The 21,405-nt window shown below is 72.7% G+C and carries 19 protein-coding genes; 13 read left to right on the top strand and 6 right to left on the bottom strand.

The genetic code is table 11. The features are described from left to right. Positions 1-63 precede the first annotated feature (63 nt). The 3 genes from ACY3FI_RS06075 (at position 64) to ACY3FI_RS06065 (ending at position 3,046) form a co-directional block, all read left to right on the top strand. The gene (locus ACY3FI_RS06075) at positions 64-828 is read left to right on the top strand and encodes an ATP-binding cassette domain-containing protein (RefSeq protein WP_462550318.1); all 765 of its coding nucleotides are present in this window, start codon (positions 64-66) and stop codon (positions 826-828) included. Then, positions 825-2,093 (top strand): sugar ABC transporter permease, encoded by a 1,269-nt coding sequence (locus ACY3FI_RS06070; protein WP_289458698.1) that lies wholly within the window; start codon positions 825-827, stop codon positions 2,091-2,093. Before ACY3FI_RS06075 ends, ACY3FI_RS06070 begins: the two co-directional genes overlap by 4 nt. A gap of 80 nt (positions 2,094-2,173) precedes the next feature. After that, complete coding sequence (locus ACY3FI_RS06065) at positions 2,174-3,046, top strand: patatin-like phospholipase family protein (protein WP_462549881.1); 873 nt, start codon at positions 2,174-2,176, stop codon at positions 3,044-3,046. Between the two features lie 44 nt (positions 3,047-3,090). Here ACY3FI_RS06065 and ACY3FI_RS06060 read toward each other — a convergent pair whose 3' ends face one another. Beyond that, positions 3,091-4,284 carry an acyl-CoA dehydrogenase family protein gene (locus tag ACY3FI_RS06060; protein ID WP_462549880.1) on the bottom strand — a complete coding sequence of 398 codons (1,194 nt, stop codon included), beginning with the start codon at positions 4,282-4,284 and terminating at the stop codon, positions 3,091-3,093. 121 nt (positions 4,285-4,405) lie between these two features. Between ACY3FI_RS06060 and ACY3FI_RS06055 the strand changes: the two genes are divergently transcribed. After that, on the top strand, positions 4,406-4,894 hold the full coding sequence (locus tag ACY3FI_RS06055) for a QsdR family transcriptional regulator (protein ID WP_462549879.1): 489 nt from the start codon (positions 4,406-4,408) through the stop codon (positions 4,892-4,894). A 16-nt stretch (positions 4,895-4,910) separates the two neighbouring features. Further along, positions 4,911-5,342, top strand: a complete 432-nt coding sequence (locus ACY3FI_RS06050; RefSeq protein WP_462549878.1) for an acyl-CoA thioesterase — start codon at positions 4,911-4,913, stop codon at positions 5,340-5,342. A gap of 6 nt (positions 5,343-5,348) precedes the next feature. On the opposite strand, the gene ACY3FI_RS06045 is transcribed toward ACY3FI_RS06050, so the two are convergent. The 3 genes from ACY3FI_RS06045 to ACY3FI_RS06040 all read right to left on the bottom strand — a co-directional run bounded on the left by ACY3FI_RS06045 (position 5,349) and on the right by ACY3FI_RS06040 (position 10,003). Beyond that, positions 5,349-5,783 carry a VOC family protein gene (locus tag ACY3FI_RS06045; RefSeq protein WP_462549877.1) on the bottom strand — a complete coding sequence of 145 codons (435 nt, stop codon included), beginning with the start codon at positions 5,781-5,783 and terminating at the stop codon, positions 5,349-5,351. 102 nt (positions 5,784-5,885) lie between these two features. Next, entirely contained in the window at positions 5,886-6,041 is a 156-nt protein-coding gene (locus ACY3FI_RS17010; RefSeq protein WP_502306214.1) for a DUF8730 family Cys-rich protein, read from the bottom strand. A gap of 494 nt (positions 6,042-6,535) precedes the next feature. Next, positions 6,536-10,003, bottom strand: coding sequence for a proline dehydrogenase family protein (locus ACY3FI_RS06040; protein WP_462549876.1), 3,468 nt, complete (start codon positions 10,001-10,003; stop codon positions 6,536-6,538). Between the two features lie 82 nt (positions 10,004-10,085). Between ACY3FI_RS06040 and ACY3FI_RS06035 the strand changes: the two genes are divergently transcribed. The 5 genes from ACY3FI_RS06035 to ACY3FI_RS06015 all read left to right on the top strand — a co-directional run bounded on the left by ACY3FI_RS06035 (position 10,086) and on the right by ACY3FI_RS06015 (position 16,978). Beyond that, complete coding sequence (locus ACY3FI_RS06035) at positions 10,086-10,985, top strand: LysR family transcriptional regulator (protein WP_462549875.1); 900 nt, start codon at positions 10,086-10,088, stop codon at positions 10,983-10,985. 103 nt (positions 10,986-11,088) lie between these two features. After that, positions 11,089-13,059, top strand: coding sequence for a hypothetical protein (locus ACY3FI_RS06030; protein WP_462549874.1), 1,971 nt, complete (start codon positions 11,089-11,091; stop codon positions 13,057-13,059). A 232-nt stretch (positions 13,060-13,291) separates the two neighbouring features. Beyond that, positions 13,292-14,230, top strand: coding sequence for a hypothetical protein (locus ACY3FI_RS06025; RefSeq protein WP_462549873.1), 939 nt, complete (start codon positions 13,292-13,294; stop codon positions 14,228-14,230). A 232-nt stretch (positions 14,231-14,462) separates the two neighbouring features. Then, positions 14,463-16,208, top strand: a complete 1,746-nt coding sequence (locus ACY3FI_RS06020) for a hypothetical protein (protein ID WP_462549872.1) — start codon at positions 14,463-14,465, stop codon at positions 16,206-16,208. Positions 16,209-16,345: 137 nt separating this feature from the next. Further along, entirely contained in the window at positions 16,346-16,978 is a 633-nt protein-coding gene (locus tag ACY3FI_RS06015) for an FMN-dependent NADH-azoreductase (RefSeq protein ID WP_462549871.1), read from the top strand. A gap of 53 nt (positions 16,979-17,031) precedes the next feature. Here the strand turns inward: ACY3FI_RS06015 and ACY3FI_RS06010 are convergent, their stop codons facing one another. Further along, entirely contained in the window at positions 17,032-18,075 is a 1,044-nt protein-coding gene (locus ACY3FI_RS06010) for an MBL fold metallo-hydrolase (protein WP_462549870.1), read from the bottom strand. 92 nt (positions 18,076-18,167) lie between these two features. On the opposite strand from ACY3FI_RS06010, the gene ACY3FI_RS06005 reads away from it, so the two are divergent. Both ACY3FI_RS06005 and ACY3FI_RS06000 read left to right on the top strand, forming a co-directional pair. Then, entirely contained in the window at positions 18,168-19,211 is a 1,044-nt protein-coding gene (locus tag ACY3FI_RS06005; protein ID WP_462549869.1) for an ATP-dependent DNA ligase, read from the top strand. 60 nt (positions 19,212-19,271) lie between these two features. Further along, positions 19,272-19,481 (top strand): hypothetical protein, encoded by a 210-nt coding sequence (locus ACY3FI_RS06000; RefSeq protein WP_462549868.1) that lies wholly within the window; start codon positions 19,272-19,274, stop codon positions 19,479-19,481. A 23-nt stretch (positions 19,482-19,504) separates the two neighbouring features. On the opposite strand, the gene ligD is transcribed toward ACY3FI_RS06000, so the two are convergent. Further along, on the bottom strand, positions 19,505-20,530 hold the full coding sequence (ligD, locus tag ACY3FI_RS05995) for a non-homologous end-joining DNA ligase (RefSeq protein WP_462549867.1): 1,026 nt from the start codon (positions 20,528-20,530) through the stop codon (positions 19,505-19,507). Between the two features lie 32 nt (positions 20,531-20,562). Here ligD and ACY3FI_RS05990 point away from each other — a divergent pair, with 32 nt between their 5' ends. After that, complete coding sequence (locus ACY3FI_RS05990) at positions 20,563-21,399, top strand: DUF429 domain-containing protein (RefSeq protein ID WP_462549866.1); 837 nt, start codon at positions 20,563-20,565, stop codon at positions 21,397-21,399. Positions 21,400-21,405 lie beyond the last annotated feature (6 nt).

Raw genomic sequence — 21,405 nt, 5'->3', positions numbered from 1 at the left:
CTCGGAGAGGACGCCCCCGTGAGCAACGAGGCCCCCGCACCACACCCCTCCGCCGAGCCGGTGATGTCCCTCCGCGGCATCACGAAGCGGTTCGGCGCCGTCCAGGCCCTGAGCGACATCGACTTCGACGTGTACCCGGGCGAGGTGGTCGCGATCGTCGGCGACAACGGCGCCGGCAAGTCGACGTTCGTGAAGATCCTCGCCGGGGTCTACACGCCCGACGGCGGCACCATCACCTTCGGCGGCGACGAGGTCACCGTCCCGAACCCCGCCGCCGCGCAGGACCTCGGCATCGCGACCGTCTTCCAGGATCTCGCCCTCGCCGACAACCTCGACGTCGTGTCGAACCTGTTCCTCGGCCGTGAGATCGTGCACCCGTTCCTCGACGAGGAGGAGATGGAACGCCGCTCGTGGGAGCTCCTGCAGCAGCTCGCCGCCCGCATCCCCTCGGTCCGGATCCCGATCGCGTCGCTGTCCGGCGGCCAGCGCCAGACCGTCGCGATCGCCCGCTCGCTGATCGGGGACCCGCGGGTCGTGATCCTCGACGAGCCGACCGCCGCGCTCGGCGTCGCGCAGACCGCCGAGGTCCTGAACCTCGTCGAGCGCCTCCGTGAGCGTGGCCTCGGGGTGATCCTCATCAGCCACAACCTCGCGGACGTGCAGGCCGTGGCCGACCGGGTCGCGGTGCTGCGACTCGGCCGGAACAACGGCACCTTCCGCATCGACGACGTCTCCTACGAGGAGATCATCGCCGCGATCACCGGCGCCACCGACAACGCCGTCACACGCCGTGCGGCCGCCCGGACCGAGCAGGAGACGACAGCATGAGCAAGACCGACGAGACCCTCACCGCGGCCACCCCGACGGCGTCGGCGGCGGACCTGCAGGACGAGCGGCTCCTCCGCGACCAGGGTCTGGGCGGCGCCGCGAAGGCATTCGTCCGCCGGGTCCGCGGCGGCGACATCGGCTCGCTGCCGGTGGTCGTCGGCCTCATCGTCATCTGGGCGGTGTTCCAGGCCCTCTCCCCCGACTTCCTGTCGCCCGGCAACCTCGTCAACCTCGCGCTGCAGTGCGCCGCGGTCGGCACCATCGCGATCGGCATCGTCCTGGTCCTGCTCCTCGGCGAGATCGACCTCTCCGTCGGCAGCGTCAGCGGCCTGGCCGCGGCGATCCTCGGGCAGGGGCTCACGACCCTCGGCTGGCCGCTCTGGCTCGTCCTCGTCGTCGCCCTCGCGGTCGGTGCGGCCGCCGGTCTGCTCTACGGACTGCTCTTCACCCGGTTCGGGGTCCCGAGCTTCGTGATCACCCTCGCGGGCCTGCTCGGCTTCCTCGGCCTGCAGCTGCTCATCCTCGGGCCGAACGGGTCGATCAACCTGCCGTACACCGACCCGATCGTGCAGTTCGCCTCGGCGTCGTACCTGCCGCCGTGGCTCGCGTACCTGCTCGCCGCGATCGCCGCCGGCGGACTGTTCGTCACCGAGGTCCGCCGTGCCGCCCGCCGCCGGAAGGCCGGGCTCTCCACGGGCGCGATGTCCCTGACGATCACGAAGTCGGTCCTGTTGTTCGTCGGGCTCGCGGTGATGGTCTGGTACCTGTCCCGCGACTTCGGCACCGGCACGTCGTTCGTGTTCTTCGTCGTCCTCGTCGTGCTGATGAACTTCCTGCTCAAGCGCACCCGCTGGGGCCGGTCGGTCTACGCGGTCGGTGGCAACGTCGAAGCCGCCCGACGCTCCGGCATCCGGGTGAACCGCATCTACATCTCGGTGTTCGTGCTGACCTCGTTGTTCGCCACCGTCGGCGGCATCCTGGCGGCTGCGCGGCTGAACTCCGCCAGCCTCTCCTCGGGTGCCGGCGACACGAACCTCAACGCGATCGCCGCCGCGGTGATCGGCGGGACGAGCCTGTTCGGCGGCCGGGGCAGCGCGTGGTCGGCGCTGCTCGGCATCATCGTCATCCAGTCGATCTCGAACGGCCTGACCCTGCTCAGCCTCGACTCGTCGATCCGCTACATGATCACCGGCGCGGTCCTGCTGCTCGCGGTCATCATCGACTCGTTGTCGCGGCGCAGCCGCGCCAGCCACGGCGCGGCCTGAACGGCTGACCCGCCGACGGACGGGAGGCGCGTGGCGGGCCCGCCACGCGCCTCCCGTCCGTCGCCTGGTAAGCAGGAGGAATGACCGACGTCTCGACGCCCGCGCCCGGAACCAGAGCACTCGTCCTCGGGGGCGGTGGAGTCGCCGGCATCGCCTGGGAACTCGGCGTCCTGACGGCGCTGCAGGACGCGGGGGCCGATCTCGACGCCGCGGACCTCGTGGTCGGCACGAGCGCCGGCAGCGTCGTCGGCTCGTTCGTCCGGGCGCACGCGCTGCAGCAGGCGTACGACCAGCAGCACGCTCCCGTGCCGACCACCTACGAGGAGCCCGTCCCGATCGGCGGCGACGACTTCCAGCAGCGCATCGGCGCCGTCCTCGAGGGCGCGACCTCGGAGCAGGACGCCCGCGCCCGCCTCGGCCTGCTCGCGCAGCAGGTCACCGGCGGCCAGACCGACGACGAGCGCGTCGCGACGTTCGGCGAGACGCTGCCGTCCACCGAGTGGCCCGCGAAGCCGCTCGCGCTCACCACGATCGACGCGACCGACGGCACGTTCCGGGTCCTCACCGCGGCGGACGGCGTCCCGCTGGCCCGGGCCACCGCGGCGAGCTGCTCGGTGCCGCTGGTGTGGTCGCCGGTCGGCATCGAAGGACGCCCGCACTACGACGGCGGGCTGCGCTCCGCCACGAACGCCGACGTCGCCGCCGGGTACGAGCGGGTGCTCGTCGTGGCGTGCGGTCCCGAGGGGCCGTCGCCGCTCGGGCCGTGGCTCGACATCGCGGTCGAGGGGCTGCGCGCGGGCGGGAGCTCGGTCGAGGTCGTCGTCGCGGACAGCGCCTCGCAGCAGGCCTTCGGCGCGAACTCGCTGTCGTTGTCGACGCAGGCTCCGTCCGCCGATGCCGGTCGGCGGCAGGGTGCCGCGGTCGCCGAGGCCGTCGCCGCGTTCTGGGCGTAGGCGCACGAGCCCGGCAGACGCCGTCACGCAGACGTGCGCGGTCGCTAGACGAACGCGGCCTGACCCGTGATCGCCCGCCCGACGATGAGCGTGTTCACCTCGCGCGTGCCCTCGTACGAGTAGATCGCCTCGGCGTCCGCGAAGAACCGCGCCACACCCTTCTCGAGCACGATCCCGTTGCCGCCCTGCACCTCGCGGCACCAGCCCACGGTCTCACGCATCCGAGCGGTCGCGAACGCCTTCGCCATCGCGGAGTGCTCGTCGCGCCCCGTGCCGGCGTCCTGCATCGCCGACGCCTGCGTGCACAGCGCGATCGAGGCGGTGATGTTGGCGAGCGACCTCACGAGGAGGTCCTGCACCATCTGGTGCGCCGCGATCGGCTTGCCGAACTGGATGCGGGTGCGGGCGTAGTCGAGCGCCGCCTCGTACGCACCCACCGCGATGCCGATCGCCTGCCACGCGACCTCGGTCCGGGTGAGACGGAGCACCTCGGCGGTCGCGCGGAACGAGTCGGCACGCTGGAGCCGACGCGCCTCCGGGACGCGGACACCGTCGAGGACGATGTCGGCGTTCTGCACGCCGCGGAGCGCGATCTTGTCCTCGATCTTCGTGGCGGTGAAGCCCGGGGTGTCGGTGGTGACGAGGAAGCCCTTCACCTGCTCGTCCGCGACGTCCTTCGCCCAGATGACGACGACGTCCGCGAAGGTGGCGTTGCCGATCCAGCGCTTCGCACCGTCGAGCACCCACTCGTCGCCCTCACGCCGAGCGGTGGTGCGGAGCCCGCGGGCCGAGTCACTGCCGGACAGCGGCTCGGTGAGACCGAACGCGCCGATCAGCTCGCCGCTCGCCATCCGCGGGAGCCACTCCTGCTGCTGCTCGTCGCTGCCCGCGACGAAGATCGAGTTCATCGCGAGACCGGACTGCACCCCGATGAACGTCGCCACGCTGGCGTCGACGCGCCCGAGCTCGAGCGCCGCCCACCCGCGGTACACGGCCGAGTTCTCGAACTGCCGCACGAGCGGGATGCCCGGCCCGTACATGCCGAGCTCGCTCAGCGGCGCGACGACCTGCCGTGGGAACTCGGCACGCGCCCAGAACTCGTCGGCGATGGGCGCGACCTCGCGCTTGAGGTACTCCCGGAGCCGCCCGAGCGAGGCCCGCTCCTGGTCGGTCAGCTGCGACTGGAAGCCGTAGAAGTCCGATTCGAGGAGGGTGGGTGCAGGAGACGTCGTTGCCATGTGATTACGATGCATCAATCTCGAAAACGTTGCAAGGGAGGCACGCATCTACACATCGGACTCTGCGCTGCGCGCCTTCCGGGAGGCGCGGCACACCTTCATCGCCGGCTCACGCATCGACATGGGCGCCTTGGCGTCGTCGCTCGGCGTGGACCGCACGTCGCTGTTCCGGTGGGTGGGCAACCGCGACCGACTGCTGTCCGAGATCCTCTGGTCGCTCGCCGTCCCCACCCTCGACGCGGCTGCCGCCGCGGCCGCCCCCTCCGGGGCCGCGCGCCTGGTCGACGTGCTCGACCGCTTCACGGCGGACCTGATCGAGGCGCCCTACTTCCGGGTCTTCCTCACCCGCGAACCCGCCCGTGCGCTCCGCCTGCTCACCACCTCGGAGAGCGACGTGCAGAGCCGGTTCGTGGCCCGCGTCACCGAGCTCGTCGCCGAGACGGTGGACCCGGCACCGCTCTCCGGTGAGGAGCTGGCCCGACTGCTCGTCCGCATCTCGGAGTCCTTCACGTACGCCGACCTGATCTCGGGCGAGACCCCCGCACCCGACCGGGCACGAGCCACGTTCGAGTACGTGCTCCGCCCCACCACCGCGGCACCGGACCGCTGATCCCACAAGGAGACCCATGCACCTCGCCGACTTCCCGTTCCACCGTGACTACCCCACCCGGTGGAACGACAACGACATGTTCGGCCACGTCAACAACACGATCTACTACAGCGCGATGGACAACGCCTCGACCTACTGGTTCCGGGAGCAGGCGGGGCTCGACCCGTTCGCGTCGGAGTGGATCGCGGTGCTGGTGTCGTCGAGCTGCCACTTCGTCGAGTCGGCGGTGTGGCCCGACGTGATCCAGGTCGGCATGCGGTCGAAGCGCCTCGGGAACACGAGCCTGTCGTGGGAGTTCGGCCTGTTCCGGCAGTCCGACGGTGCGCTGCTCGCGACGGGTGAGTTCGTGCACGTGATCATCGACCGTGAGGGCGCACGGCGTCCGGTCCCCCTGCCGGACACCCTGCGCGCACTCGTCGCGTCGACGATGGCGGTCGATCCGGCCTGACCCGGTTCAGCCCTTCACTGCGGCGAGCTCGAGGTTGATGTCGTCCGGGTCCTGCACGGACAGGATCACCATCTCGCCGATGTCGGTGACGTCGCCGTGCTCGACCCCGGCAGCGTCGAGCCGTGATGCCGCTGCGTGCAACTCGGCGACCGATCCCACGAGGAAGCTGACGTGGTCGAGGCCGACCGTGTCGGGATCGAAGCGCTGCCCGCTCGGGGCGACCGGACGGAGGCCGAAGAGCTGCTCGCCGACCGGGAAGATGCAGCCGCCGTACAGCCGCTCACGGTCCTGGTCGATGCCGGGCTCGTCGGCGTGCTCGCTGAAGTCCATCGCCGGCGCGGTGCCGAGGAGCATCTCGTAGAAGGCCTTGCTGCGGTGGACGTCGGTGACGGTGACCCGCACGTGGGCGAGGCCGAGGGGCTGGGCGATCTGGTCGGTCATGCCACCGACCCAACGCCGTGCGACTGGACGGCAGCGGAGGCCGTGCGGCTACCGGCCAGCGCGTCCCCAACGAGTCTCCAGCCGACGTCACTGCCACGTCGGTCAGCTGATGCCGTTCTCCTCGAGTAGCTGCTGCGGCAGCCCGTGACCCTGACAGCGGTCGCGTCGGCGCACCCCTCGGAGGACCTGACGGACGTGGTCTCCGCACCCGGTCCAGGTGGACTTGCCGCACACGAGGCACTGCGCCGACTCACACATGCACCTCTCCTACCGGGTCCGTTGGCCGTCTGACCGGCCGATCCCCGACACACGTCGTGAATCGGCCAGTCGGGCCAGATCAACGCGTCGGTGAGGTCGTTCGGCGTCCCGAAGCAGTCATAGCGCGCTCCGGATGACGACAGCGGCAATGACCCATCCGAGCACCAGGGCCAGGACAGTCGTCAGGAGAAGCGGTCGAGGTGACCGACCTCTGTGCCTCGCCGTCGTCACCGTCTGGATGACAACGGCCACAAGGGCGGCGAGAAGGACCGCCCAAACTGCCCACCAGATGCCGCCGTACGCCAGGGCGAGCGCGAGCCACCCTCCCTGCGCCGGGAGAAGCAGGGCAGCACCGACGCGGTCCGCAGCGCTGACTCGTCGCTCCGCCGGCTGATCCGGACTCGTGCCTCGATCCACTTGCCCAAGGTATTCAGGTGGGTCACCCCCAGGTTCCCGACAACCCGCGGCGGGACCGGCTGCAGCCGCGCGTCGGCCTAGATCAGGCCGTCGGTGAGGTGGTTCGGCGTCCCGAAGCGGTGCGCCGTGATCGACACGGCCTGCTCGCGGAGGAACGGCAGCAGTTCGAGTCGGCCGGCCTCGGTCACCGGCTCCGAGTAGACGGCGACGTCGGGGCGTCCGCCGATCGCGGAGTACAGCGCCGAGGCGTCCCCGCCGATCAGTCGGACCCGGGTGGAGGGCCCGGCGGCGACCCGGGCCGCGAAGGACTCGTCGGACTGGGACTGCGCGACGGACCGGACGACCGGCAGCGCACGGATCGCGGCGCCGACCGCGTCCGGCAGCGCGACGGGCGACGACACGTCGACCGTGGTGCCGGTACGGACGGCCGCTGCGACGACGCGCACGAGGTCGTCGACGGCGTCGGTGTCCGACAGGCGGACGTGGACGCTCGGGAACGGCAGGTACCGCGCGATGTTCCGCTCGGCCGACAGCGCGGACACGTCGGTCGCCGTGCCGTAGAGCGTGCGCCAGGCCTGCTCGTCGGACGCGAGCGCCCGGTCGAGCGACTCGGACGTGACGCCCGTCGCGCGGACGAAGGAGCTGACCGGCGCGGACACCGGCAGGTCGGCCGAGGCCGTCGCGGGCGACCACGAGCCGAGGCCGAGCAGGTAGTTCAGCCCGCCGGCCTTCGTGCCCGCACCGACCGCCGACTTCTTCCAGCCGCCGAACGGCTGCCGACGGACGATCGCCCCCGTGATGCCCCGGTTCACGTAGAGGTTGCCCGCCTCGATGCGGTCGAGCCACGTGCCGATCTCACTCGCGGCGAGGGAGTGCAGGCCGGAGGTGAGGCCGTAGTCCACCTCGTTCACGATGTCGATCGCCTCGTCGAGGGTGCGCGCGGTCATGATGCCGAGGATCGGACCGAAGTACTCGGTGCGGTGGAACGCCGAGCCGCGTCGGACACCGTCACGGATGCCCGGGCTCCAGAGCTTGCCGGACTCGTCGAGCTTGCGGGGCTGGACGGCCCACGACTCCCCCGCGCCGAGCGTCGTGAGGCCGTCGAGGAGCTTGCCGGCGGCGGGCTCGATGACCGGGCCCATCTGCGTCGTCGGATCGCTCGGGTACCCGACCGTGAGCGAGGACACCGCGTCGACGAGCTGCGAGCGGAAGCGCCGCGACGTCGCGACCGAGCCGACGAGGACCACGAGCGACGCGGCGGAGCACTTCTGCCCGGCGTGCCCGAACGCGGAGGCCACGACGTCCTTCACGGCGAGGTCGAGGTCGGCCGAGGGCGTGACGATGATCGCGTTCTTGCCCGAGGTCTCGGCGAGCAGCGGCAGGTCGGGCCGGAACGAGCGGAAGAGCTCGGCGGTCTCGTACGCGCCGGTGAGGATCACGCGGTCGACGAGCGGCGACGCGACGAGCTGCTGCCCGAGCTCGTCCTCGGGCACCTGCACGAAGGCGAGGACGTCCGCCGGGGCGCCGTGCGCGTCGAGGGCGGTCTCGATCACCGACGCGAGGACGGCACCGGAGCGCTCGGCGGGCGGCGCGGGCTTGAGCACCACGGCGGACCCGGCGGCGAGCGCGGCGAGGGTCGAGCCGGCCGGGATCGCGACCGGGAAGTTCCACGGCGGAGCGACGAGGGTCAGCGCCGCGGGCGTGAAGGACGCACCGTCGACGGTGTCGAGCGAGGCGGCGAGCTCGCCGTAGAAGTGCGCGAAGTCGATCGCCTCGGACACCTCGGGGTCGGCCTGGTCGATGGTCTTGCCGGTCTCGGACGCCATGACCTCGATCAGGGCTGCACGGTTCGCCTCGAGCGCGTCGCCGACGGCGTGCAGCACCGCGCCGCGGGCGGCACCGCTCCACTGCCCCCACTCGGCACCAGCGGTCCGGACGCGACCGAGGACGGTGTCGAGCTGCGTGGCGGAGGTGAGCCGCGCCTCCTGGACGGCGGCGGTGCCGAGCGTGGAGGACGCGACCCGCGCCGTGATGGCGGCGCCCCAGGCGCGGACGGCCTCGACCGACGGGTCGCTGTCCGGTGTGTTCTCGAAGTGCCCGACGCGCGGACGCTCGACGGCCGCGTAGCGGTCGGCGACGCGGTGCGAGGCCGGCGCGTCGAGGCCGCCGGGCAGCGCCAGCGGGGCGAGCGAGTCGCGGAAGCGCGATTCCTCGCGGGCGAAGAGCTCGGGCGAGGACGCCAGCGAGAAGACCGCCGACATGAAGTTCTCCTGCGACGCGCCCTCTTCGAGTCGGCGGATCAGGTAGGCGATCGCGACGTCGAACTCGCCGGGGTGGACGACCGGCGTGTAGAGCAGCAGGGAACCCACGGTGCGACGCACGGCCTCGGCCTGCCCCTGCGCCATGCCGAGGAGCATCTCGAACTCGATGCCGTCTCGGACCCCGCGCTGCCCGGCAAGCAACCAGGCGTGCGCGACGTCGAAGAGGTTGTGCCCGGCGACACCGATCCGGACGTTCTCGACCCGCTCCGGAGTGAGCGCCCAGTCGAGGACGCGCTTGTAGTTCGTGTCGGAGTCCTGCTTGGTGTGCCAGGTGGCGAGCGGCCAGCCGTGCAGCGAGGCCTCGACCTGCTCCATCGGCAGGTTCGCGCCCTTGACCAGGCGCACCTTGATGCCGGCGCCGCCGCGGGCACGTCGAGCGGCGGACCACTCCTGCAGCTGCTCCATCGCGGCGAGCGCGTCGGGCAGGTACGCCTGGAGCACGATGCCGGCCTCGAGCTGGAGGAACTCGGGCTCGTCGAGGAGCTTCGTGAAGACCGCGATGGTCAGGTCGAGGTCCTTGTACTCCTCCATGTCGAGGTTGATGAACTTCGACGGGCTGGCCGCGGCGGCGCGACGGAAGAGCGGACGGAGCTTGTCGATGATGTCGGTGACCGCGTGGTCGAACGCCCACGGCGAGTGCGGGTGGACGGTCGACGAGACCTTGATCGACACGTAGTCCACGTCGTCGCGCGCGAGCAGGGCGTGCGTGCCGTCGAGGCGACGGGAGGCCTCGCGCTCGCCGAGCACGGCCTCGCCGAGCAGGTTCACGTTGAGGCGGACGCCGTCGCGCTTGATCTTCGCGATCGCCGGGCCGAGCTTGGCGTCGGTCGCGTCGACGATGAGGTGGCCGACCATGTCGCGCAGCACCCGTCGCGCGACGGGCACGACGACCTTCGGCAGGACCGGGGCCATGCCACCGCCGAGGCGCACGAGGCCGCGCAGCGCGGCGGGCAGGAACCCGGGGGCGTCGGGGGCGATCTGCCGGAGGGTGCGAGCGGCGACCCCGAGGTCCTCCGGACGGACGACACCGTCGACGAACCCGACCGCGAAGGCGAGGCCCTTCGGGTCGGCGAGGACCCCGGCGAGCTGCTTCGCGGAGCCGTCCACCGGGTAGGTCTCCGCCTCGGCCAGCCACTGGCGCACGAGCGCGACGGACTGGTCCGCGAGGTCGTCCGGACGGGGCGCCGTGGCGTCGGTGACAGGGTGCTCGTGCAGGTCGGTCATGGCCTCAGTGTGGATCCTGCGGAACGTGTAGCGGAAGCGACTCTTCCTGATGCATTCCGTTCAGTTCCACTATCGTTTCTGCATGCTCGACGTCCGCCGCCTGGTCCTGCTCCGCGAGCTGTCGATCCGGGGCACCGTGGCCGCCGTCGCCGAGGCGATGAACTTCACGCCGTCGGCTGTCTCGCAGCAGCTCGCGGTGCTCGAGCGGGAGGCCGGTGTGCCGCTCCTCCGCCGTGCCGGACGGCGGCTGCAACTCACCCCGCAGGCCGAGGTGCTCGTGCAGGCGGCCGGGCACGTCCTCGACGTGCTCGACACCGCCCAGGCCCAGGTGAAGTCGACCCTCCCGACCGTGCAGGGACGCGTCCGGGTGGCGGTGTTCCAGTCGGCGGCGCTCGCGCTCATGCCGAACGCACTGCACGAGATGGCGGTGACGCACCCGGACGTCCGGATCGAGATGGTCCAGCGCGAGCCCGAGACCGCCCTGCACGAGACCTGGGCCCGCGAGTTCGACATGGTCATCGCCGAGCAGTACCCGGCGCACGCCGCACCGCACCTCTCCGGTCTCGAACGCGCCGACCTCACCGCGGACGAGGTCCGGCTCGCGCTGCCCCCGGTCGAGACCGCCCTGGCACCGGTGTCGTCGATCGCGGACGCCGAGGCGCTGCCGTGGGTGATGGAGCCGCGTGGCACCGCCTCGCGGCACTTCGCCGAGCAGATGTGCCGGCAGTGGGGCTTCGAGCCCGACGTCCGGTACGAGACCGCCGACCTGCAGACGCAGATCCGGCTCGTCGAGTCCGGGAACGCCGTCAGCCTCATGCCCGACCTGATGTGGACGGGCCGGACCACGACCTGCCGGCTGGTGGACCTGCCGGGTCGGCCACGCCGCACGATCTTCACCGTGGTCCGGACGGCGGCCGCGTCCTCCCCCGCGGTGCGGACGCTCCGCGCGGCACTCGAGCGCGCCGCTGCGGCGGTCGCCTGACACCGTGACCGATCCGTGACCCGACGACCGTCAGGACCGGGTCCGCTCGGGACAACTCCGGGGTGAGGGCACATCGGGTGCCCGACGATCCGAGGGGGATCCCATGAAGCAGTCCTGCACGTACTCGCTCCGCCGTCACGCCGCCGTGGGGGCGGTCGTCGCGATCGTCGCGGCCTCGTCGGCGTTCGGCATCGGTGCCACCGCCGCCTCCGCCGCGACGACGGACGCCGGCGCGACGAGCACCACGACGAGCGGCACGAGCAACCCCGGCGCGACGAGCGGCACGAGCGCGACGGACACCACGACCGCTCCCACCACGGGGTCCACGGCCGGGGCCGCCGACACGAGCGCCGACGGCAGCGGGTCCGCCGGAGGCGCCACGGACGCCGACACCGCGACGGGCCCCAGCACCGGCACCACCCCCGGCCCCGGCAGCACGGGCAACACCGGCAACACGAGCACCGGCACCGCCCCCGGCACCGGCAGCACGGACACCGGCAGCACCGGCGCCGGCACCGCGACCACCGACACCACCGCCCCGGGCACCGACGCGCAGCCGACCGCGGCCACCGGCGTCGCGTGGTCCACCCCGTCCTCCGCCGACGCCCCGATCGTCCTCACCGCGACCGCCGGCAAGCCGTTCTCCCACACCTTCACCGCCGAGGGCGGCGACGCTCCCCTCACCTACCGCTTCACCCCGAGCGACAAGTTCTCGGAGTGGGAGTGGGACGAGCGCACCGGCGTCCTGAGCGGAACCCCGCTGAGCACCCTCGCCTCGTCCATCCGCCTGACGGTGACCGCGACGGACGGCCAGCAGCAGGCCGTCCAGTACGTGCAGCTCGTCGTCGAACCCGGCGCACCGGTGGGCGTCACCTACAGTGTCGGCTCCGACGCAGCCGTGTCGAGCTGGCAGGTGAACACCGACGGCACCGTCCGCCAGTACGACGCCGGCGACTCACACCTCGTCCCGTCGATCCCGGCGGTGGCCGGCGCGACGTACACGTTCGCGGGCCTCGCGGTCGACGCCTGGGGCAACCCGACGACCCCCAGCAACCAGACCACGCCGCCGACCGGCGACGAGTACCCGCGCTCCACCGTGACGAGCACGAACGCCGCCGACACCGCGACGTGGGACCCGGCGGGCGCCTCGAACCGGGTGGTCTTCACCGGTGCCGGCACGAGGACCGTCACGGTCTCCGAGGGCGGTGTCTCGACCTCGGTCACCATCGTCGTCACCGACGAGCCGTTCGGGTTCACGGAGCAGTCGAGCGTCGACCGTCCCCTGACGGTCGACGCGACCGCCGGCGAGGGGTTCAGCCACACCTTCGCCACGGTCGGCGCTCCCGACCCCGCTGGCGTCCGCTACACGCTGCGCGACGAAGACGGCGGCGCGATCGACGCCGAGGACCTCGACTGGAACGACATGACGATCGCCATCGACCCGGTGACCGGTGTCCTGACCGGCAGCTCCACCCGCGCGGACTGGTTCGACTTCCAGGTGGTCGCGACGAGTGGCGGACAGGAGACGGTGATCCCGGCCCGGATCGACACGGCCGCCGCCGCGATGGCCGGCTTCCAGGCGGCCGTCCTCTCGGACGTGGAGACCGTTGCGGGCGGCGAGAGCTGGGGCATCGTCGACGGCGCGATCACGCACTGGGAGGACGGGCAGGAGGAACGGGTCGACTCGATCAGCGTCCGGCAGGGCTCGACCTGGATGCTCCGCGCGGTCCCGGTCGACGCCTTCGGCAACGCCGTCGGGACGCACGACGACCTGTCGATCACGAGCGACGTCGCGAGCGACCGGATCACGTACGACCCCGAGGCCGCGGCGACGTGGATCACCTTCCCGCACGCCTCCCCGCACGTGGTCACCGTCGCGTACCAGGGCGAGTCGCTGACGATCCCGTTCGACGTCGCCCCGACCGCCACGACGGCGGGCTCGACGACGACCACGGGCTCCGGCCACCTCGCCTACACGGGCGCCGACGAGACCGGCCCGCTCGCCTGGGCACTCGGCCTCCTGGCCGCCGGTGGCGGCCTGCTGGTCCACCGGATCCGCCGCCGTCGCGCCTGACGCGACCACGCGTCGGACGGGAGGCACGGTGCCAGCCGGCACCGCGCCTCCCGTCCGACGGCCGTCACCACCACTGCTGTGAGAAACCCCAGGTCAGGAGCCTGTGGAGACTCGCATCGCGCCGTGACCGAACCGCAACCGGCCCACCGGTGCACGGGGCGTCCGCGGTCCTACGGTCATCTGTGACGGGGACGGAACGCCGCCCCCACGACCAGAATCCACTGGGGGATCCATGCGTACGAACAACTCTCCGGCGCGCCACCGCGCCGTCGTCATCGGTGTCGCCGTCGCCACCGTCGCGGCAGCCTCGATCGGCGTCGGGGCGGTCGCCGCCTCCGCCCACGCCTCCGACCCGCACGCGGTCGCCGAGCGGCACGCGGCGGTCGCCCCGGCGACGACGCCGGTCACGACGTCGCCGACGTCGACGGCCCGCACCGTGACGGCGACCCGCCAGCCGACCGGTCGCACGGCGACGGCGCACCCGACGCCTGCGCACACGGCGCCGCTCGCCTTCACGGAGCCGTCGTCGGCGACGCGGCCGATCCTGCTGACCGCACGGTCGGGAGTGGCCTTCGCGCACCGGTTCCGCACGGACGCCACGGGCACGGTGGCCTTCGCGATGGACGAGGGGCCCGGTCTGACGAACGACTCGCCGCGGGCGTCCGACCACTTCGTCGTGACGAGCGACAGCGGCGTGCTCAGCGGGACCGGCACCGAGGCCGGGACGTGGGACTTCTCCGTCGTCGCGCTGTCCGGCGGCTCCGAGGCGCGCGCGTACGTCCGCCTCACGGTGCTGCCCGGTGCGCCCGTCGGCGTCCGGACGTTCGTGACGCCCGTCGGCACGACCTCGCCGACGTGGGAGGTCCTGCCGGACGGTGTCGTGCAGGAACGCGCGTCGCTGACGGCACCCGCCCGGACCGTCACCTCCGTCGCTGTCACCGCGGGTGAGCGGCTCAGCGTCAGCGGCGTCGGGGTCGACGCCGCGGGCAACGTGCTCCGCGCGCCGGACGCCGGCGGTGCTGCCGCGACGGTGACGGATTCGGTCCGTGCCGACCGGATCGTCGCCGGGGCGCAGGACTCCACGGTCGTCGCGATCTCGTCGGCGGCGTCGCACCGCCTGACGGTCGCGCAGGAGGGCGGCCGCACCGCGTTCACCGTGACGGTGCGCTGAGCCGAGTCCGCTCCGGGAGCACCGGGCCAGCACCGGGAGTGCGAGCGCCGTCGACCGGCCCCCTCGAGGGTCCCGGTCGGCGGCGTTCCGCACGCCGACCCCCAACGATGGTCACATTTCGGTTTCCGAACCCCGGATCGCGCGCGTCTATCAGTACGATCCGAGCATGCCGGGGATTCTCGGCAGATTCTTTGGTCCGGCACCCGACCGGACTCGAACCCTGGGGGAACACGTGCGCCGCAGCACTTCCACCGTCCGACGCGCCTGCGCCGTCGGCACGACCGCCGCCCTCGTCGTCCTGACGACCGGCCTCGGCATCGTCACCGCGACCGCCGCCCACGCCGACACCGGCGACACGACCACGCAGACACCCGCTGCCGGCACCGGCACGACCGACCCGAACGCGGGCTCGACGTCCGGCTCGGGCACGAGCACCGGCACGACCGACCCGAACGCCGGGGCCACGTCCGGCTCGGGCACGACCACCGGCACCGACGCCGGCACGGACCCCACCGCTCCGGGCACCGGTACGGACGCCGGCACCGGCTCCGGCTCCGGCTCCGGCACGGGTACCGACGGCACCACGCCGGACAGCACCGGCGGGGCCGGCGCGAGCTCGGGCACCACCACGCCGGGCAGCACCGGCACGGGCACCACCACCACGCCGGCCCCGACCACGGTCACCCCGAAGGCCGCCGACCCCGCCGCAGCCGCGCCGACCGCGACCATCTCCGGTACGACCAAGGTGGGCTCGCAGCTCACGGGCGACTCGACGGGCTTCAAGGCCGACGGTGACTTCCGCTGGGTCTGGACCGACACGACCACCGGTGCCGTCCTGTCGAACAAGCAGTTCTACGTCGTGGACGCCGCGCAGGCCGGCAAGACCGTGACCCTCACCGTCACCGGTGACCGCGTCGACGGCGACAAGGGCACGGCGACGACCGAGTCCGCCGTCATCACGCAGGACCCCGCCTTCCTCGGCGCAGACGGCAAGCCCACCACCGAGGGCGCCGACGCCGACGACCCGCTCTTCCTCGACACCACCGCCGGCGACACGTTCTCGTACACGTTCCGCGCCCAGGGCTCGCCCGCGCCGACGTACAAGCTCGACTGGTTCTACGCGGACGAGGACGAGGAGAGCGACAGCATCGTCTCCTCCCGCTCGCAGGCCTCGTCGATCGCGGCCGCCGGTGTCCAGGACGAGACCGACGGCGAGTTCACCCCGGCCGACCAGCTCCCCGACGGCATCACCTTCGACGCCGCCACCGGTGAGCTCAGCGGCTCGACCGAGCTCGCCAGCTACTACGACTTCGCCGTGACCGCGACCAGCGGCACCGTGTCGACGACGCAGTACGTCGAGCTGACCGTCGACCCCGCGGCTGCTGCTGGCATCCTCGCCTACACGCTCGACGCGGCCGACGCGAGCGAGGACGCGAAGGACGTCACCGAGTGGGTGATCGCACCCGACGGCAGCGTGTCGACCATCGAGATCACCTTCGACTCCGACGGCTTCCCGGACTCGGTCGACTTCGTGCCCGGCGGCCGTCCGACGGTCAAGCAGGGCGGCACGCTCCTGGTCGGTGGCGAGCAGGTCGACCGCTTCGGCAACCTGATCGACTCGACCGACGAGGACGGCAACTCGACCTTCGTCCCGACCGTCACCTCGAACGTCGCGAGCGACGTCGTCGCGCCGTACACCGAGGACGGTGCCCAGGGCGTCGTCGGCGTCACCTTCCCGCACGCCTCGACGCACACGCTGACGGTCTCCGGCGGCGCCCTGGCGAGCACGTCGTTCGCCGTCGAGGTCCAGCCGGTCGCGTCGACCGTCGCGGTCGTCACCCCGGTCGGCGGTCGCGGTGAGCTCGCCTACACCGGCTCGGACGCCACCGGCGCCCTGCCCTGGGCGCTCGGCCTCGTCGCCGCCGGCGCCGGCATCATCGGCGCGGGCGCGTACCGCCGCCGTCGCGCGCAGCGCTGATCCGTCCCCCACACGTCTCCCGTCCGTCGCGTGCCCGCGCGTCGGACGGGAGGCCCTCCTCGGCCCCGTCCCGCCCCTCGCGGCAGGACGGGGCCGTCTTCGTCATCCGTCGGCCGCCGGTCGGTAGCGTGGTCGCCATGCCCTCCCTCCTGCACATCGACTCGTCCGCCGACCTCGCGCACTCCCGCTCCCGGGCGCTGACCGCCGCCTTCGCGGACGCCTGGCGCGCTCGCGGCCCGGAGTACACCGTCGTGCGGCGGGACCTGCACGTCGACCAGCTCCCGCACCTCGAGACCTCGGCGCTGCACTGGGCTGCGGCGGACCGCACGGCGGAGGAGTCGGTCGACCCCGCGGCGGAGGCGCTCCGGCAGGACGTCATCGACGAGCTGCTCGCGGCCGACGCCGTCGTGGTCGGGGCGCCGCTGTACAACTACACGGTGCCGTCGACGCTCAAGGCGTGGATCGACCGTGTGCACGTGCCCGGGGTCCTCGCGGGCGACGTACAGCCCCTCGCCGGCCGGCCCGTCGTGGCCGTGGTGAGCCGCGGCGCGACGTACGACGCGGGCACCCCGACCGAGGGCTGGGACCACGGGTCGCCCGTGCTGCACCTGGTCCTCGGCACGGCGCTCGGCATGAAGCTCTACCCGGTGACGGTGAGCGCGACGCTCGCCGACCGGATCCCGGACCTCGCCCCGCTCGCCGACCACGCGGCCGCCGAGTTCGCCGACGCCCGCACGACATTGGAGCGCCTCGCCGCCACGGTCGTCTGACGACGGACCGCGGTCGCCTGGAATCGGGAGTACCCGCCACGGTCGACCCGCGGTCAGGCGGGCCGGATCTCTCCCGCGCGGCCGAGCAGGTCGGCGTGGAGTGCGGTCTGCGTCAGCGCGCTCGCGAGCAGGAACCCGGTCATCGACCCGATCCCGCCGCTGAACGGCACCCGCGACGCCACCTCGTACAGGGTCGGTGACGACAGGGCGTCGAGCGCGGCGGCGACGTGCCGCGAGCGCTCCTCCCGGTGCCGCGCGAGGGTCCGTGCCCGGGTCACGACGTCGCGGAAGCGGTACTCGTGCCCCGGACACACCTCCAGGTCCGGGTACCCGTCGAGCCGCCCGAGCGACGCGAGGTACTCGCCGAGGGGGTTCGCCGGCGTCCGTCCGCCGAGGCCGATGCCGGAGTTGATCCGCGGCAGGACGTGGTCGCCCGTGAAGAGCAACCCGTCGGCCTCGTCCACGAAGCAGCAGTGGCCCGCCGTGTGCCCCGGGGTCCACAGCGTGCGGATCGTCCGGCCGGCGACCGGCAGCACGTCACCGTCCTCGAGCAGTAGGTCGGCCCAGGGCTCGGCGGTCCGGCCGAGCCCGATCCGACGGCCGCTCCCCCACTGCGCGACGACGCCGGCGCGCAGCTGATCGGGCAGCCCCCACGTCGCGATGTCGGCGTCGAGGGCGACGGCGTCCGCGCGCTCGTGGCGGAGTGCCTCGACCTCGAGCCGGTGCATCGCGACCCGGGCGCCGGTCGCCCGACGGACCGCGGCAGCCGCGCCGAGGTGATCGGCGTGCAGGTGCGTGACGACGACCAGGCCGACGGCGTCGAGGGACAGCCCGACCGCGTCGAGGCCGGCCCGCAGCGCGCCGAGGTCGTCGTCGGCGGACCACCCCGGGTCGATCAGGGTCAACGCCCCGTCGGACCCCGCGACCACGTACACCAGCGTCGCGTCGACCACGCCGGAGCGGAACGGCACCGCGAACGTCCACACGCCGGGGCGGACCTGCTCCGGCGGCGGCAGGACGCCGGCGCGGAGCGCGGCGGCCTGCACGGGGCTGATCGGGTCCGGTGCCGGTGCTGCCGGCGGGGGCGCGGTCGTCACGCGACCACCCTAGTGACGCGACCGGTCGGACCGGACGAGCCGCGCCTCCAGGCCGACCGGACGCCGCGACCGCCGCGAGTAGACAGGACCACATGGACATCGCACCCATGCTCGCCAAGGCCGTGCCCGCCGTCCCCGAGCCGGACAGCGTCCGCGGCGGCCTGCGCTACGAGCCGAAGTGGGACGGCTTCCGCGGCATCGTGACGATCGACGGTGACGACGTCGAGATCGGCAGCCGCGGCGCCAAGCCGCTGACCCGCTACTTCCCCGAACTCGTCGAGGCGTTCCGGGCGCAGTTCGGCGCGCGCGACCACCCGGTGGTCCTCGACGGCGAGGTCGTGCTCCGCTCCGGCGAGCCGGGCGCGGAGCGGCTGGACTGGGAGGCGCTGTCGCAGCGCATCCACCCGGCGGCGTCGCGGATCGCGAAGCTCAGCGTCGAGACGCCCGCGCAGTTCGTCGCGTTCGACCTGCTCGCCGTCGACGGGCAGGAACTCCTCGACCTGCCGTTCGACGAGCGCCGCTCCCGCCTGGAGTCGCTCGCGGCGGACCTCGCCGATCCGCTGTTCGTCACCCGGACGACGCTCGACGTCGACCTCGCCCGCGAGTGGCTGACGACCTTCGAGGGAGCGGGCCTCGACGGCGTCGTCGCGAAGCCCCGCGCGAAGCCCTACGAACCGAACAAGCGCTCGATGCTCAAGGTGAAGCACCACCGGACCGCCGACGTCGTCGCGATCGGGTACCGCGTGCACAAGAGCGGGACCGGCGTGGGATCGCTCCTCGTCGGCCTGTTCGACGACGACGGCGAGATCCGCCAGATCGGCGGCGTCTCCGCCTTCTCCGACAAGCGGCGGGTCGAGTTGGTCGAGGAGCTCGACCCGGTGGTCCTCCGCGACGCGGACGGGAGGCCCGTCACCGGTGACGGGGAACGGTCGCGGTTCTCGTCGGGCCGGGACACGTCGTTCGTGCGGCTGTCGCCGGACCGTGTGCTCGAGGTGCGGTACGACCAGATGGAGGGCGACCGGTTCCGGCACACCGTGCAGTTCGAGCGCTGGCGCCCGGACCGCGACGCCCGGTCGTGCGGGTTCGACCAGCTGGAGGTCCCGGCCGCCTACGACCTGCAGGACGTGCTCGCGTAGGGCGCGGACTGTCCATTTGCCGCTCGCGTGATCCACGTAGTTAGGCAAACTAGTTACTCCGTGGCAGTGTTGCAGCAGCAGCACACGAGCGGCCACACGGCCGCCCTGACCGGATCGGAGCGGGACATGATCATCGACGGCATCAGCGACGCACACCGAGGCACGTGGTCCCGCCTGACGCGCCTGCACACCGCCAGCGTCTCGCTGCCGACCCACACCACCCGGGTCGCCGAGCCGACGCGGCGCGTCGAGGACGCCACCGCCGCCTGACGCGCTGCAGGGGCTGAGTCGCCTCAGGCGCTCGGCTTCTTCGCCCGGGACGGCTGCACGCGCGGCGGCTCCCCCGGCATCTTGGGGAAGTCCGGCGGGAACGGCAGCTCCCCCAGCCCCTGGTCGAGGTCCCGCTGCCACCACTCGAGCAGCGTCGCGATCGATCCGGGCTCGTCGTGCATCGACTCCCACGGGTCGCCGATGGCCGCCAGCCGTTCGGGCACCGTCAGCACCGTGAAGGACCGCGGGTCGGCCCCGTCCAGCTCGTCCCACGTGATCGGCGTCGACACGCTCGCGTGGGCGAGCGCTCGCGGGCTGTAGGCACCCGCCATCGTCCGGTCGCGGTTCGCCTGGTTGAAGTCCACGAAGACGCGCTCGCCGCGCTCCTCCTTCCACCACGCCGTGGTCACCCGCTCCGGCATCCGCCGCTCGAGCTCCCGTGCGGCAGCGATCACCGCGTGCCGCACGTCGAGGAACTCGTGCTCCGGACGGATGGGCGCGAACACGTGCAGGCCGCGGTTGCCGCTCGTCTTGATCCACGCCGTCAGCCCCGCCTCGGCCAACACCCCGCGGAGTTCGTGCGCGATCGGCACGGTGTCGTGGAAGTCGGTGCCGGGCTGCGGGTCGAGGTCGATGCGGAGCTGGTCCGGGTGGTCGGAGTCCTCCGCGCGGCTCGCCCACGGGTGGAAGACGACGGTGTTCATCTGCGCGGCCCACACCGCGACGGCCGGCTCGTCGATCACCAGCTGCGGGTGCGATCGGGCACTCGGGTACGTCACCACCACGTCGCGGACGTAGTCGGGGGCACCCTTCGGCGGGTTCTTCGAGAAGAACGAGTCCCCGTCGATGCCGGACCCGAAGCGCTGCAGCGAGATCGGTCGGTCGCCGTTCGCCCGGACGAAGGCGTCCCCGACCGCGACGAGGTACTGCGCCAGGTCGAGCTTCGTGATGCCGACCTCGGGGAAGAGCACGCGTGAGGGGCTGCTGATCCGTACCTGCCGATCGCCGTCCGGACCGGGCACCGTCAGCGTCGTCGCCTCGCTCGCCATGCAGGGGAACGTACACGGTGCACGATGGACGGGTGACGGCGTACCTCGGGGTGGACCTGGCGTGGGGACTCGGCAGCGACCGGAAGCCCGCGAACGAGACCGGCCTCGTCGCGATGTCCGACGACGGCACGATCACCGACGCCGGCTGGGCCCGCGGCGTCGACGCCGTGACGACCTGGATCGCCGAGCACCTCGGACCGCGGACCCTGATCGCCGTGGACGCCTCCCTCGTCGTCACGAACCCGACGGGCATCCGCGAGGCGGAACGGCAGGTCGGGCAGCGCTACGGCCGGTGGAAGGTCGCGGCGAACCCGACCAACCTCGCGTCCGCGGCGAGCGCCGGCGCCCGACTGCTGGACCGGCTGGCGGCCCTCGGCGTCGGGTACGTGTCGTCGACCGCGGCGATGCGGGAGCGGACCGAACCGGCCGCGTTCGAGTGCTACCCGTACACGACCCTCGTCGGCGTCGAGGAGCTCGGGTACGACGACGAACGGCCGCGGTACAAGCGCCTCGATCTCAAGGTGCCGGCGGCGACGGCCCGGGCAGCCCGCGCCGTGGCCTTCGACCGGCTCGTGCACCGGCTCCGGACGACGCCGCTCGACCCGCCGCTGCTGCTCGACTCGCACCCGCTGACCGCCGGGCTCGCCGAGCCCTCCGGGCTGCACGGGCCGACGCACAAGCACCGGGAGGACCTGCTCGACGGGGCGCTCTGCGCCTGGACGGCCGCGTACTGGGAGCGACACGGCGACGGACGCGTGCAGATCCTGGGCGGCGATCCGTGCCTCCCGTCCGATCCGCCGGACGAGGCGGGCCGCCGGCCGGTGATCGTGGCGCCCGCGCGCCCGTCCCAGCGGCGACCCGCTGAGTAGGCTTGC

Source organism: Curtobacterium sp. RM9, assembly GCF_054956955.1.
This window is presented reverse-complemented; position numbering and strand designations above follow the sequence as displayed.